We start from the raw sequence: 13771 nt of genomic DNA on the forward strand, positions 1-13771 counted from the left end.
GCATGATTGTTACGGTTGAATGGTTGCAGAATCATATAGAAGATGAACATGTTCGAGTGATTGATTGTCGTTTTGATTTAGCAAATCCCAATTGGGGCCGTCAGCAGTATGAACAAGAACATATTCCTTACGCGCTATATTTTGATTTGAACCTTGATCTTTCGAGTCCTGTAACGAAGTACGGTGGGCGTCATCCGCTTCCTAATATGAAAGAGTTTGCCGAAAAACTTTCGCAAGCTGGCATTGATGAAAATACGACAGTTGTTGCATATGATAGCCAAAGCGGTGCGATGGCCTCACGTTTATGGTGGCTGTTAACGTATGCGGGACATAAGAAAGTATATGTGTTAAATGGAGGATTTCCTATATGGAAAGAACGAAATTTACCAACAGAATCTGAATGTACTGAAGTGAAGCGAAAAGAGTTCACTCCAAACGTACAGGAACATATGCTTGTAACGATGGAAAATGTGAGAGAAAGCATTCATATAAATGCCGATATGACATTAATTGATTCGCGAGAGCCAAAACGGTATGCTGGTATGGAAGAACAAGTGGATTCTCAGGCTGGACATATTCCAACAGCACAAAACTATTTTTGGAAAGAAGGAATCACAGAAGAAGGTAAGTTCAAAGAACAAAAAGAACAAGAGGAGCGCTTCCGCCATCTCGATAAGGAGAAAGAAATCATCGTGTATTGTGGCTCTGGTGTAACGGCTTGTCCTAATATATTAGCGTTACAAACAGCTGGTTTTCGGAATGTAAAATTATATGCCGGAAGTTGGAGCGATTGGATTTCTTATCCAGAAAACGAAATTGAAAAAGAACAGTAGTAAACTCTTGCATACGAAAATATTTTGTATTAAAATAAGGTCACAGCAAGAAGTTGTTGTATATACATTATATTTTACACATTGTTTGTAATGTGGTAAGATAACGACAAGTAAATAACACATCCTGCGGTGTGCGTAACTCATTTATGTCTAAAACCGATGTTAGTAATAAGGAAGCTCAATATTTAGTTATTATAATCAAGCCTTCCGTGTGGAGGAAGATATATGGTAACTGTGAGAGCATCCACCTGCGAGTAGCGGGTTTTTGGACATTTAGGAGGAACGGCACGTGCGGGGGTCTTATTTCAACTTATATCATATAAAATTCCTACGGTGTACGTAGCTTATGTATGTCTTAAACCAATGAGTATAATAAGGAAGTTCAATATTTAAATGTAAACAGCAGGCCGTCTTTTTAAGAAGGAAACTGAGAGCATTTGTGAGGACATCCACCTGTGAGAGCAGGTTTATGGACATCTAGAGAGAACGGCATATGTGGGACTATATAAAAAACCTTACGTTTGAAGCGTAAGGTTTTTATTTTTTATGGTCATTTGAAAGATGATCGATGTTCACCATTAAAAGTTCCATAATACACATAGCATTTTCGGTCTTCATCAATTTCTCTTGAGTCTAATGAGAATTCTATAAATTGTTCCTCTTTTTGTATATAGATTATATCGGAATGGAGGGTAGATAAAATATCCTCATGATTCCAAATCTCTTTACTTTCAAGTAAAATAGAGTCCGTGCCTTGCAGTTCTCTAATTTCAAAACCGATATGAGAATATGTATGATCTAAGGGATCATTAAGAAAATCTTCTTTTTGTACGTATAAGACCGCTGTTCCATCACGATCCATCGCGGTTGCTGTTACAACATACGTATCCCCGTCTTTCACGAAATACTCACAGGTCATTCTAGCGATGACTTCCGAAACAGGAATATTTGTATAGTTCCATAAGGCAGGATATTGTTCCTCTTCACTATTCAGTCGATATTCTAACCGCAATTGTCATCCCTCTTCCTTTTTGTTCTACTTTATCACGAATTCTTTTATAATAAAAATATAATTTATAAAGGGGAGTGGGAAGGTGACAAAAACAAAATTGTTAGTATCAAGTGTAATTACTTCTTTAATGGCAACTACTGTATCAGGTTGTACACAAGATCTTCCACCAAAACCAAAGGATAAAAGTTGTTCGAAGTGGAAGTGGGATGATGAGCTTGGTGTTTGGCGATGTAATGATAGTTACTCAAGCCGCGGTGGAGCTTATTATTATGGCGGGAAATATTATCATAATAAGGACACTCTTAAAAAATCATCGGCGTTTAAGTCGTATCAAGCTTCTTCTAAATTTAAAGGAGGGATTGGTAGCGGTACAAAAGGTGGATTTGGAGGGTAAATGATGTCCTTATATAGAAAAGAAAGAAAACAGTTTTATTCCAAATTCCCTCATTTTTGGTCTGATTTATATGGTGGGGAATATAGCTTGTTTCATCTTTTTGAAATAACGGAAGAAACGGTTCGGAATTTACAACTTGCGACAGAGCGAATGGGAAAAATATTTTTTAAGACTGCTAGACTTCTTCGTACGTTATCTGACGCTCAGCTTCTTGAACTTGGATTTCCACTTTCCAGTCTACCTTATATTAGAATGAGGTCTTTGTTTCCTGAATCTGTTATTTCACGTTTTGATTTCGCTGTGACAGATGATGGAATAAAAATGCTGGAGTTTAATAGTGATACGCCGACTTTTATTATGGAATGTTTCCAAATAAATGGAGCAGTTTGCAAGGCTTTTGATTGTTGTGATCCAAACAAGCAGCAAGAACGTCTTCTTTCTTCAGGAATAACAAAAGCTGTCATGGAGAGTGCGAAAGGAATTGAAAATCCAAATATAGTATTTACAGCTCATTATGAACATATAGAAGACTGGAATACAACGCAATATTTGCAAGAATTATGTCAAGTGAAAAGTAAAATCGTACCAATGTCAGAGCTAAGAATTACGGATGAAGCTTTAGTTGATACTGACGGTATTCCGATTGATGTTTTATATCGACAAACGTATCCAATTGAAGACTTACTTGAGGATCACGACCCGATTACTGGAGATTTTGTTGGGATTGAGCTATTGCAACTTGTGAAGAAAGGAAAGCTTTCGATTATTAATCCGATTTCAGCCTTTCTTATGCAGCCGAAATCCATTCAAAGTTTAATTTGGGGGTTAGCAGTGGAGGGGGCTTTTTATACAAAGGAAGAACAAGAGTGGATTCAGACATATATGATTCCTACATACTTAGAGCCTGATGAATTTTTAGGAAAAGATTCCTTTGTGCAAAAGCCTTCGTTTGGCCGAGAAGGCGACACTGTTACAATTCGTGATAAAGACATGAAAATTATGACGCAAAATTCATATCAAACATATAAAAAAGAACTACCAGTATTTCAAAAGTACATAGAACTTCCAGTTGTTTCTCTTGAAACTACAAAAGGGAAAGAAAATTTGTCCTACGTATTTGGTTCGTTTTTAATTGCTGGGAAGCCAAGTAGCATTGGGATACGTGCTGGTGAAAAGATTACAGGGAATGAATCTTATTATTTACCTGTAGGAATCAAAAAGGGGGAGTATAAATGACGAATTTTTTACTTTATTTAGTTGTTTCGTTAGGTCTTTTATGTATCGGTCTGTTTCTTATGGAAGTGATGACAAAAGTGAAAGAATTTTCGCTCATGGCAAAAGGAAATAAAGCAGCGAGTTATGCACTTGGAGGGAGAGTTCTTGGTCTTGCCATCGTTCTTTATTCAACGGCTGCTCATTCCGTTTCATTGTTTGATATGCTTATATGGGGAGCAATTGGTGTATTGGCACAAATCATTGTGTTCTACTTAGCAGAATGGCTAACGCCTCGTTTTCATATTAATCAAAGCATTGAAGAAGATAATCAGGCGGTTGGCCTTTTCCTTATGTTTTTATCCGTGTCTATCGGGATTGTCATTGCAGGGTGTTTAACCTATTAAATTTTTATTTTCCAAGAAATACTTGTTGCAATTCAAAAACTTTAAACCGAAAGTGTTGACATCTATTTTAAATAAGAGTAACATTTTCTATGTAATAAAATAAAGTCTCTGTTAGGTGAGGCTCCTGTATAGAGAAATGCTACTGCCCAAAAATGTCGAGAGACGCCAATGGGTCAACAGGAATGATCGAATTAAGGTTTTTCTTAACGTAGCTGGTAATGTACCTATGCTATACAGTGCTAAAGCTCGGCGAGGGAGAGGTTCGTAGATTTCTATATAGAGTAGAAATCGTTTATTTCTGTATGTTATGACCTTTACTTGCTTTTGAGTAAAGGTCTTTTTGTTAACTTACTATGAGAATTTTCATAGTATGAATTGTAATCAAAATGAAAGAGGAGGTGAGGAGCATGTCGAACTCTGACTCGGTTCCGTTACCCATATACTTGGAAACAAAAATATATGATGTAGGCAGGAAACGACTTGTTCCTCCCCCTATATGGATCATAAGGTGACACTTTTTGGTCATCGTAAGCTAAATATGGAACACTTTAAAGGTTATACTGTTAAAGTGGGGTAAATTGAGAAACAAAGCGTTTCTTCCTACGTTGTAAAGGAGGAGACGAACATATGCTACATGTAAACAAACTTGTGGGTAACACTTCTCATAAACAAAGTAAAAAAGAAATGAAAGAACAAATACTGTTACAACAAAATAAAGAGTTATTAATTGAAATTGCAACAAGAGATGTGAAATCTGTATTTGTTTATTTTAAAACAACAAGAGACGGCCTTTCTATGAAAGAAGCACAAAAGCGCATCCATGTGTATGGGAAAAATGAATTATCTTCAAAACGTACACTTTTGACAGATGTAATCATGAAACTAGGCGGAGTGATTCCTAGTTTTACAAAGCAACGTGAGCAGTGTGATGTGGAAACAGTTACTGTGTCTAGAGTAGAAGGAGAGATGAAGCGAGAATCGAAAAGAATCAATCTTCCTGTTGCAGAACTTGTTCCAGGAGATATCGTTTTTCTTTCTGCAGGTGATACAGTTCCAGCTGATGTTCGCATTATTTATGCAAATGATTTATTAGTGGATGAATCTATGTTAACTGGAAAAGAAGCGAATGTAGAGAAATTTGAAAGCTGTTATTATCTTGAACGCAAACGTTTTATTCCATTAAAACGAATGAAAGACTACAACCCACTTCAACTTGAAAATGTATGTTTTAAAGGAACAAAAGTGGTAAGTGGTACAGCGAAGGCAGTTGTTGTTTCAACAGGTAAAAATACGTATCCTGGATTGCTTCATACATGTTGCATGCAAACATCTTGAGTTACGAATGGTGCTAAATATGAAAAAACATTGTATAATAGATGGGTTGAAAAAACGTAGAATGGTAATCTATTTTATATAACCTTACGTGTTAACGTGAGGTTATTATTTTTTGTTAGTAGGAGAGGAATTATGAATAAAGTATTGTTAGTGGATGGAATGGCATTATTATTTCGTGCTTTTTACGCAACAAGTGTATACGGACAATTTATGAAGCGACAAGATGGTACCCCGACAAATGGGATTCATGGTTATATGAAACATTTATTAACAGCGGCGCAAACGATTGAACCAACTCATATTGTAACTTGCTGGGATATGGGCAGTACAACATTCCGAACAGAGTCGTTTTCAAATTATAAAGCAAATCGGGCAGCACCTCCAGAAGAGTTGATACCGCAATTTGATTTAGTTCAAGAAATGACTGCACAGCTATCCATTCCTGTCATTGGTATGAAAGGGTATGAGGCTGATGACTGCATCGGAACGTTAGCGAAAAAGTATTGTAGTGACGCAGAAGTATATATCTTAACTGGCGATACAGATTTATTACAGCTTGTTGATACGAATGTTACTGTCATGCTACTTCGCAAAGGGATTGGAAATTATGAGTACTATACATCAGAAAAAATTATGGAAGAAAAAGGGGTAGAACCTTGGCAAATTGTTCACGCTAAAGCATTTATGGGTGATACAAGTGATAATTATCCAGGTGTAAAAGGAATCGGTGAAAAAACGGCGTATAAATTAATTCAAGAATACGGTACAGTAGCTGCGGTATTAGAAAATATTTCATCGTTGACGAAAGCGCAGCGAACAAAAATTGAAAATGATTTAGAGAACTTAAATATATCACTACAATTAGCGGAAATTCATTGTGAAGTTCCTATTTCGTGCTCGTTAGAAGAAAGTGTGCACACAATTGATGAAGGTAAGATGCGCAGTGTTTGTAATCAAATGAATTGGGGCAGACCTGAAATGTTCATAAATATGCTATAAAAAATGTCTGATCAAGTAGAGCTTGGTCAGACATTTTTTGTTAGAATATTTCACTAAGATTCTTGCTTTAATTGTTTTATTCTTTTTTCTCCCCAATCATACATCATTTGTAAAATAGGTTGTAAGCTTTCACCAAGTTCTGTTAAAGAATATTCAACTTTAGGTGGAACTTCTGGATAGACTTTTCTTGTAACGACACCATCATCTTCTAATTCGCGTAACTGTTTTGTTAACACTTTATGAGTAATTTTTGGGAAAAGTTGCTGAATAGCACTAAAACGCATTGGCCCATGTAGTCCTAGCCGATATAAAATAACAATTTTCCACTTGCCACTTATAATAGATAACGTTAATTCTTTTGCGCAATGAAATTCTTTATTCTTTATTTTTTGTAATACTTCATCACGTAAGTCTTTCCCCATGTTTTTCACCTTCCATTTCGTATCCTAGGGGATACTTTCTATCCTTAAAGTGCATTCTTTTCATATTGTCACATTACATTTATAATGAAAGTGTAGGGGAAAAGAAAGCGCTTTATTCTATATTAACACAATTGGATTTGGGAATCTTAGTATAGAGGGGGAGTATGGATGCAGGAAGTGGGGGAAATGACAAAAAATTTTATTAGTATCTCTTTGGCGGAGGAACCAATCCGTATAAATAGTCGTTATACATTTAGTCTACCGCTATATACGATTGGTATATTATGTATGGAGCTACTTAACAAGGGGTATTTGCAGCTTAACCATAAAGAAGAATTAGAAATCATAAAAGAAAAAACTAGTAATCGTGGGTATGTAAAACATCTTATGGGATATGTGAAGCAGATGCGAGGACGTACGTGTAAAGAATGGATGCATTATTTTGCCGAAAAGACGAAAATAACAAATGATATATTTAAAAGTATTGTGAAAGAAATGAAGGAAGAAGGTACAGTTCGATACCATATGAAAAAGAGCGTTATGAATATGTTTTCACAAGCAAAAATTGAATACGTTACAGGGACAAACTCGTTTGTAGAGTATATGAAACAAGATTCCTTGATGGAAGTAGAAAATAAACTTGAGTTGATGTTGCTATTATGTGAACACGGTGGTGCAGAACGAGCAACTTTACAAAGAGAAAAAGTATATCGGTTCATACAACAAATGCAAGAAGGGATTTTAGAAGGAGCACAAAGAAAAGTTTTATTTGTGTAAAAATAAATGGGATGAAAAAGGTTCTTCGGATAGGAGAACCTTTTTTGTTTTGCTAATAACTTTTTTAGCTAAGAAAGGTTTTTGAGAATGTGTGCTGTATATAGTTAATATTCATAAAAAACTGCTAGTTTAGGAGGAGAAGAAATGAAAGCGATTACGAAAGATATGTTATTATGGAAACCCTCAAAGCAGCAAATAGAAAATGCAGGTGTCACCTTTTTTATGAAATGGCTTTTAAAAGAGAAAGGTTTATCTTTTAAAAGCCAAACAGAATTATGGGAATGGTCTGTTGAAGAATTAGAATTATTTTGGGAGAGTATTTGGAACTATTGTGAAGTGAAGTCTAGCACACCATATCGTCAAGTTTTAGAATCAAGAAAGATGCCTGGAGCAAAATGGTTCACAGGTTCTACTTTAAATTATGCAGAGCATATTTTTCGACATGTAAAAGAGAATAAACCAGCAATTATTTTTCAGTCTGAATCTAAAAAGAAAACAGAAATAAGCTGGAAAGAGCTACTGGAAAAAACAGCGATGGTAGCCAATTCTTTAAAACGGTTAGGAGTGAAACGAGGAGATCGCATTGCTAGTTATATGCCGAATATTCCAGAGACAATCATTGCTTTTTTAGCGTGTGCAAGCATTGGAGCAGTTTGGTCCAGTTGTTCCCCTGACTTTGGAACGAATACAGTAATAGATCGCTTTCAACAAATTGAGCCAACAATTTTATTTACTGTGGATGGATATGTTTATAATGGTAACATTCAGAATCGACTCGCACATGTAGGGAAAATTCAATCTAGTCTACCTACCTTAAAGCAAACAATTGTTATCCCTTATATGGAAAGGAACGATACGGAATTAAATGGTGCAATGTATTGGGATGAACTCTTGCAAGGCGATTGTGAGCTTATGTTTGAACAAGTTCCATTTGATCATCCTCTTTGGATTTTATTCTCTTCAGGAACAACAGGTTTGCCTAAACCGATTGTTCAAAGTCAAGGTGGAATTTTAATAGAGCAGCTGAAGACATTGTTAGTTGAGCAAGGTGTGAATCAAGATGATGTATTTTTCTGGTTTACGACGACAGGCTGGATGATGTGGAATCTTTTAGTAGGTGGTCTTTTAACTGGGGGGACGATTGTTTTATATGACGGTAGTCCATCTTATCCAAGTATACAAATGTTGTGGAACCTTGCAGACGAAGTAGGGGTTACGTTTTTTGGAACAAGTGCAGGTTTTCTTCATGCATGTATGAAATCTGGAATGAAACCAAAAGAAAAATATCGTTTTTCGAAGTTAAAGGCGATTTGTTCTACTGGTTCACCATTATCTGCTGAAGGTTTTGTATGGGTATATGAAAATGTGAAAGAAGATGTATGGCTCGTTTCAACGAGTGGAGGAACAGATGTATGTACTGCTTTTGTAAGTGGCTCCCCCATCCTTCCTGTTTATGCAGGAAAAATCCAAACGCGTGCTTTAGGAGCCAACGTACAAGCTTTTAATGAGGAAGGAAAGACCGTTATAAATGAAGTAGGGGAATTAGTAATAACTGCTCCTATGCCCTCCATGCCTCTTTATTTTTGGGGAGATCACAATAATTATCGTTATCTTGAAAGTTATTTCGACATGTATCCTGGGATTTGGAGACATGGTGATTGGATTCAATTTGATGAAAAAGGAAGTTGCATTATTTTTGGACGCTCAGATTCTACAATTAATAGGCTTGGTGTTCGCATTGGAACAAGTGAAATATATAGCATAGTGGAGTCATTGGATGATATTGTAGAGGGATTAGTAGTAGATTTAGAACTTTTAGGGCGGAAATCGTATATGCCACTTTTTGTCGTATTACAGCCTGGCATACATATGAATGATGCGTTAAAAGCAAGAATAAAAACAGAAATAAAAGAAAACGTTTCACCGCGGTTTGTTCCTGACGAAATCTATGAAGTGGAACAAATACCGAAAACGTTAAGCGGAAAGAAATTAGAAGTTCCAATTCGGAAGATTTTATTAGGATTTTCACCAGAAAAAGTAGTGAATGAGGGAGCGCTCGTAAATCCAGACTCATTGGATTTTTTCATTGAGCTGGCAAAAATGAGGAAGGAGAAAAAAGAAGGAAAATTTCTATAGATCAAGCTGAAAAGCTAAATGTTCCATGACAGTATAAAAACGCGTGCGAATAAAGAAATTTACAAAGAAAATTCATTCTCATCCTGCATAAAAACATGTATGATAGGAAAGGGACAATTTTTAAATTAGGTGGGAACAGCATGCAGACAGTGCAGGATTATCTTTCATTCTTATATGCAAAAGGGTTCAAGTTATCTGAAGAAGCACAAGGATTTATTAGGTTTGGTCAAGGATATACAGGTGCCTCTGATACAATTGTAAACGCAGCGATTGAGGCGACCATTAAACATCAATTAGAGTTTGATGGGAGTTATTTTGTGGCGCTGCTAGAAAGATTGAAAGAAGAACAAATTACCGATAAAAAAAGCGCAAAGGCTTTTATGCGGAAGTTACAAGCTTAACTTCACGCAGCCTGCGCTTCTTTTTTTGCTTTTGCAGGAAGTTCCACAAAAATCATGCCGAGAAAAATACAAAGGCAGCCGAGGATTGCTGAAGTAGATAGTTGTTCACCGGCAACAAGGATGCCTGTTAAAGCGGCGAAGACGGGTTCCATTGCAAAAATAATCGCAACTCTTGTTGGAGAGGTATGTTTTTGAGCTGCTGTTTGAATAAAAAAGGCAATAGAGGTTGCAAATAAAGATGTAGCAAGTAGCGCAAATAAGAAATCGCTGTTCGACCATAAAGAAGTAGAAAATATTTTCTCATAATCCTCAAATAAAAAGGCGCAAACAGTCGAAAAGACCCCGACAGATAAGATTTGAGATGTACTTAATAATAAAGGTGATATTTTTTTGGAAAAGACACCGTTGATTAAAATATGGGCTGCAAAGGCAATCGCACAGCCGAGAACGAGTATGTCTCCGATATTAAGCTGAAAGGAGTCAGCAGCAGTTAATAAATAAAGCCCGATTGTGGCAGTGAGAATGCCAAGTAAAACAAAAGGTGTTGCCTTTTGCTTTAAAAAAATGAATGAAAGAATTGGAACCATAATAATGCTGAGCCCCGTTAGAAATCCTGCTTTGGAAGAGGTCGTATAAAGCAGTCCGAATGTTTGCAAAAGATAGCCAACAAATAGAAAGAAGCCTACAATGAGTCCAGCGAAGCTACTATAGTACATTTGTTTCTTTGGAATCTTTTTTGAAAATAAAATTTGAATGAATAATAAAATGATGCCACCGCATAAAAAACGAATACCGTTAAATGTAAAAGGACTAACAAATGACATTGCATTTTGAACAACGACAAATGTAGCTCCCCAAATAAAGGAGACGAATAATAAAGCAAAAGGAGCAACCCACTCTTTCTTCACATTAAGACCTCCGTTCGTTTTGTAAAATTGCTTTTCTTGCTAGCTCATCTGCAACTTTATTTTGACTGCTTGGAACCCACTTAATAAAGAAAAGCTCAAACTTTTCAATATATGTTAATGCCTCTTGTAAAAGCGGAGCATATGTTTTATTTTTTGCATATTCTTTTTCAATTGCACGTTCTACAAGCTGAGAATCGGTGCGAAAGGATACAATGCTATAATTATGTTCTATACAATATTTTAATGCGATAAGTAAGGCATGGTACTCAGCTTCATGGTTTGACATGACCCCAAGAGGGATAGATAATTGAACCGGTTGCTGAATTCCTTTAATAAAAACGCCTGCACCAGAAGGACCAGGATTTCCTTTTGATGCGCCATCAATATATACTTCAATCAAAATAAGATACCTCCGTTAATGAATTGTAAGGCTCCCCGCCTTATTTATGAGAAAAGCGGGGGAGAACGTTATATATGTACTATCCAATTGTAATGCTATAGCGACATGTAAATGTTTCATTCGCTTGTAAAGACTGAATTCCCTTTTTCTCTTTGAAATCTTTTGCTCGGTTTACTTCATCAGCAATTCCATACCAAGGTTCAATGCAGAGGAAAGGAGCGTCATTTCCGGGTGTCCATACACCGACGAATGGGAAGCCTGTAAATGTTACTTTCACAAATTTATTATGCTTATGAGATCGAATTGCGATTTCATTCGTATTCATATTTTCAAAAATAAGAGCATCATTTTTAAATAAATCATATGTGAGTGGTAACTCTGATGCATGATCTACAATAAGTTGTTTTTCTTTTGAAAGAAATGGTCCTTCTAAAACGCTAGTTTCTAAATATTCTGGTCCACGGAATGCGAGATAGTAGTCTGTAAATGATGTACTTTCTACAATCGGGCAATTGAATCCAGGGTGAGCACCAATGGAAAAGAACATTTCTTTCGAAGACGGATTATGTACGTTGTAGGTAACGTGTAGACTTTGCCCCTCGAGTTCATAAGAAACGAATAATTCAAATTCATAGGGATATTTTTGTAACGTTTCTGCATTGCTCGTGACGATATAAGTAATATTTGTTTCACTCTGTTCTTTTATAGAAAAGGTAAGGTCGCGGGCAAAACCGTGTTGTGTTAATGAGTAGGCAGTACCATCTACATAATATGTATGATCGACTAATCTGCCGACGATTGGGAATAAAATGGGAGAACGGCGTCCCCAATAGTGAGCGTCTCCTTGCCATAAGTATTCGGTGTTGTCTTCTTTTAAGCGAATGCTTTGCAGTTCTGCACCTTTTTCAGAGATGGAAACGATTACTTTTTCATTTTGAATTGTTGCGATCATGAAGTGAAACCTCCTAAATAGTTCATCGTTTTTATTATACGTTGTCTATAAGAAAAAAGGTAGTAATCTATTGACGGATGGTTAGCTATTGCGTACAATATAAAATTGTTGTGTAAAAACGAATCACGTGGTTCGAAACCATCCCACGTAAAAAAACTAAGGAGTTTTTATGATGAATATTAAAACGTTAGTTGGAAATGGTATTCTTGCAGCTTTATATATTGCTGTTTCCATACTGATTCAGCCATTTGGCTTTACAAATGTACAGTTCCGGGTGTCGGAGATGTTCAATCATCTCGTTGTATTTAATAAAAAATCCATTTACGGAATTGTTTTAGGTGTATTTTTAACAAACTTATTTTTCTCACCGATGATTGCATACGATTTAGTATTTGGAGTAGGACAGTCAGTTTTTGCGCTTCTTGCTACTATTATTTCGATGCGCTTTATTAAAGGAGTTTGGGCACGGATGATTTTTAATACAGTTATCTTTACGATTACAATGTTTATGATAGCGATTGAACTTCATCTTGCATTTGATCTACCATTTTTATTGACATGGCTTACATGTGCAGCTGGTGAATTTGTTGTCATGGCAGTTGGAATGCCAGTTATGTATTGGATCAATAAACGAGTACAATTTGAAAAAATGATGTAAATCATAAAGAAAGAGGCCGCGCCAATTGAAATAGATTGGGCGGCCTTTTTTTACATAAAGTGAAACGTTAATCTTTATCCCGCACCGATTCTACATCTTGAGGTGGGCGCCTTACTACTTTAAAATAGCAAGAGAAACGTTTCCCTAAAAAATGAAATGCTCATATAACAAATGGATACCGGATTCATTCGCATATAATACACGGATTTTTGATAAAATATAATAATAAATAAGAAGTCTTCTATAAGGGGAAAATAATATGAAATATAAAATTCATTGGCACTATAAAACAAAACATGGTCTTCAAACTGAGTTAACAACAGAGTATATAAGTATCGAGGAAGCACTTCAATTTGCAGCTGACTTTGAGAAAACTGGGCGTGTAAAGACCCTTGTATTTTATGATGAAATGAATGTAGAGTGGACGCTAAAAGAAATGAAAAAGCTCAGTAAACAAGTAGAAGAGGAACCACAAGATATTCATCTTTATTTTGATGGTGGCTACGATATTGAAACAAAAACAGCGGGGATTGGGATATGCGTCTACTATAAAAAGGGAAGTAGTAATTACCGAATTCGCCGCAATGCTTACATAGAAGGAATATACGATAATAATGAAGCTGAATATGCAGCGTTACAATATGGCATACATGTATTGGAAGAGTTACAAGTGAGATATGAAGTAGTTAGACTACGCGGTGACTCGCAAGTTGTACTGCAACAACTTGCTGGAAAATGGCCATGCTACGATGAGCATTTGAATCATTATTTAGATCAGATTGAACAAAAGGCGAAGCAAATGAAATTGAAGCTAATCTTTGAGCCAGTAGCGCGAAAACAAAATAAGGAGGCTCATCAATTGGCGACGCAGGCGCTAGAAGGGACAGCAATCGATAGTCATATAGAAATAACTGGATAGAGGGGT

General features: G+C 36.2%; 16 protein-coding genes, 2 other RNA genes and 2 riboswitches. Of the genes, 13 read left to right on the forward strand and 5 right to left on the reverse strand.

All coding sequences use genetic code 11. The features are described 5' to 3' along the window. The first annotated feature begins 2 nt into the window (after window positions 1–2). The 3 genes from MR058_RS03770 to ssrS (MR058_RS03780) all read left to right on the forward strand — a co-directional run bounded on the left by MR058_RS03770 (window position 3) and on the right by ssrS (MR058_RS03780) (window position 1339). Window positions 3–833, forward strand: coding sequence for a sulfurtransferase (locus tag MR058_RS03770; RefSeq protein WP_242142706.1), 831 nt, complete (start codon window positions 3–5; stop codon window positions 831–833). Between the two features lie 118 nt (window positions 834–951). Continuing rightward, window positions 952–1134: non-coding RNA, 6S RNA (gene ssrS / locus MR058_RS03775), on the forward strand. Between the two features lie 21 nt (window positions 1135–1155). Continuing rightward, a non-coding RNA gene (gene ssrS / locus MR058_RS03780) (6S RNA) lies at window positions 1156–1339 on the forward strand. Window positions 1340–1383: 44 nt separating this feature from the next. On the opposite strand, the gene MR058_RS03785 is transcribed toward ssrS (MR058_RS03780), so the two are convergent. Continuing rightward, on the reverse strand, window positions 1384–1845 hold the full coding sequence (locus MR058_RS03785) for a hypothetical protein (protein WP_242142707.1): 462 nt from the start codon (window positions 1843–1845) through the stop codon (window positions 1384–1386). An 82-nt stretch (window positions 1846–1927) separates the two neighbouring features. On the opposite strand from MR058_RS03785, the gene MR058_RS03790 reads away from it, so the two are divergent. The 5 genes from MR058_RS03790 (at window position 1928) to MR058_RS03810 (ending at window position 6192) form a co-directional block, all read left to right on the forward strand. Then, a complete protein-coding gene (locus MR058_RS03790; RefSeq protein WP_242142708.1) occupies window positions 1928–2239 on the forward strand; it encodes a hypothetical protein in 312 nt (103 codons plus the stop codon). A gap of 3 nt (window positions 2240–2242) precedes the next feature. After that, entirely contained in the window at window positions 2243–3475 is a 1233-nt protein-coding gene (locus tag MR058_RS03795) for a glutathionylspermidine synthase family protein (protein WP_242142709.1), read from the forward strand. Beyond that, complete coding sequence (locus MR058_RS03800) at window positions 3472–3858, forward strand: DUF350 domain-containing protein (protein WP_242142710.1); 387 nt, start codon at window positions 3472–3474, stop codon at window positions 3856–3858. The genes MR058_RS03795 and MR058_RS03800 overlap by 4 nt, the downstream gene beginning before the upstream one ends. Window positions 3859–3958: 100 nt before the next feature. Continuing rightward, window positions 3959–4122, forward strand: a riboswitch (M-box (ykoK) riboswitch). Window positions 4123–4485: 363 nt separating this feature from the next. Next, entirely contained in the window at window positions 4486–5193 is a 708-nt protein-coding gene (locus MR058_RS03805; RefSeq protein WP_242142711.1) for a P-type ATPase actuator domain-containing protein, read from the forward strand. 132 nt (window positions 5194–5325) lie between these two features. Next, a complete protein-coding gene (locus MR058_RS03810) occupies window positions 5326–6192 on the forward strand; it encodes a 5'-3' exonuclease (RefSeq protein WP_242142712.1) in 867 nt (288 codons plus the stop codon). A gap of 53 nt (window positions 6193–6245) precedes the next feature. On the opposite strand, the gene MR058_RS03815 is transcribed toward MR058_RS03810, so the two are convergent. Then, complete coding sequence (locus tag MR058_RS03815) at window positions 6246–6614, reverse strand: winged helix-turn-helix transcriptional regulator (protein WP_242142713.1); 369 nt, start codon at window positions 6612–6614, stop codon at window positions 6246–6248. A gap of 168 nt (window positions 6615–6782) precedes the next feature. Here MR058_RS03815 and MR058_RS03820 point away from each other — a divergent pair, with 168 nt between their 5' ends. The 3 genes from MR058_RS03820 to MR058_RS03830 all read left to right on the forward strand — a co-directional run bounded on the left by MR058_RS03820 (window position 6783) and on the right by MR058_RS03830 (window position 9928). Continuing rightward, window positions 6783–7391 (forward strand): hypothetical protein, encoded by a 609-nt coding sequence (locus MR058_RS03820; protein WP_242142714.1) that lies wholly within the window; start codon window positions 6783–6785, stop codon window positions 7389–7391. Window positions 7392–7535: 144 nt separating this feature from the next. Then, window positions 7536–9527 (forward strand): acetoacetate--CoA ligase, encoded by a 1992-nt coding sequence (locus MR058_RS03825; protein ID WP_242142715.1) that lies wholly within the window; start codon window positions 7536–7538, stop codon window positions 9525–9527. A gap of 140 nt (window positions 9528–9667) precedes the next feature. Beyond that, entirely contained in the window at window positions 9668–9928 is a 261-nt protein-coding gene (locus MR058_RS03830; RefSeq protein WP_012093808.1) for a DUF6123 family protein, read from the forward strand. A gap of 2 nt (window positions 9929–9930) precedes the next feature. On the opposite strand, the gene MR058_RS03835 is transcribed toward MR058_RS03830, so the two are convergent. From MR058_RS03835 to MR058_RS03845, 3 genes are all read right to left on the reverse strand, one after another. Then, on the reverse strand, window positions 9931–10836 hold the full coding sequence (locus MR058_RS03835; protein WP_242142716.1) for a DMT family transporter: 906 nt from the start codon (window positions 10834–10836) through the stop codon (window positions 9931–9933). 1 nt (window position 10837) lies between these two features. Then, window positions 10838–11236, reverse strand: a complete 399-nt coding sequence (locus tag MR058_RS03840; RefSeq protein ID WP_242142717.1) for a reverse transcriptase-like protein — start codon at window positions 11234–11236, stop codon at window positions 10838–10840. 79 nt (window positions 11237–11315) lie between these two features. Then, window positions 11316–12188 carry an aldose 1-epimerase family protein gene (locus tag MR058_RS03845; protein WP_242142718.1) on the reverse strand — a complete coding sequence of 291 codons (873 nt, stop codon included), beginning with the start codon at window positions 12186–12188 and terminating at the stop codon, window positions 11316–11318. A gap of 121 nt (window positions 12189–12309) precedes the next feature. After that, a riboswitch (PreQ1 riboswitch) is annotated at window positions 12310–12354 on the forward strand. Between the two features lie 6 nt (window positions 12355–12360). On the opposite strand from MR058_RS03845, the gene MR058_RS03850 reads away from it, so the two are divergent. Together MR058_RS03850 and MR058_RS03855 are read left to right on the forward strand one after the other, a co-directional pair. Next, on the forward strand, window positions 12361–12846 hold the full coding sequence (locus MR058_RS03850; RefSeq protein WP_242142719.1) for a QueT transporter family protein: 486 nt from the start codon (window positions 12361–12363) through the stop codon (window positions 12844–12846). A gap of 259 nt (window positions 12847–13105) precedes the next feature. Next, the gene (locus tag MR058_RS03855; RefSeq protein WP_242142720.1) at window positions 13106–13765 is read left to right on the forward strand and encodes a ribonuclease H family protein; all 660 of its coding nucleotides are present in this window, start codon (window positions 13106–13108) and stop codon (window positions 13763–13765) included. Window positions 13766–13771: the final 6 nt, after the last annotated feature.

Source organism: Bacillus cereus group sp. BfR-BA-01430, from assembly GCF_022663115.1.
GTDB lineage: Bacteria > Bacillota > Bacilli > Bacillales > Bacillaceae_G > Bacillus_A > Bacillus_A cereus_BD.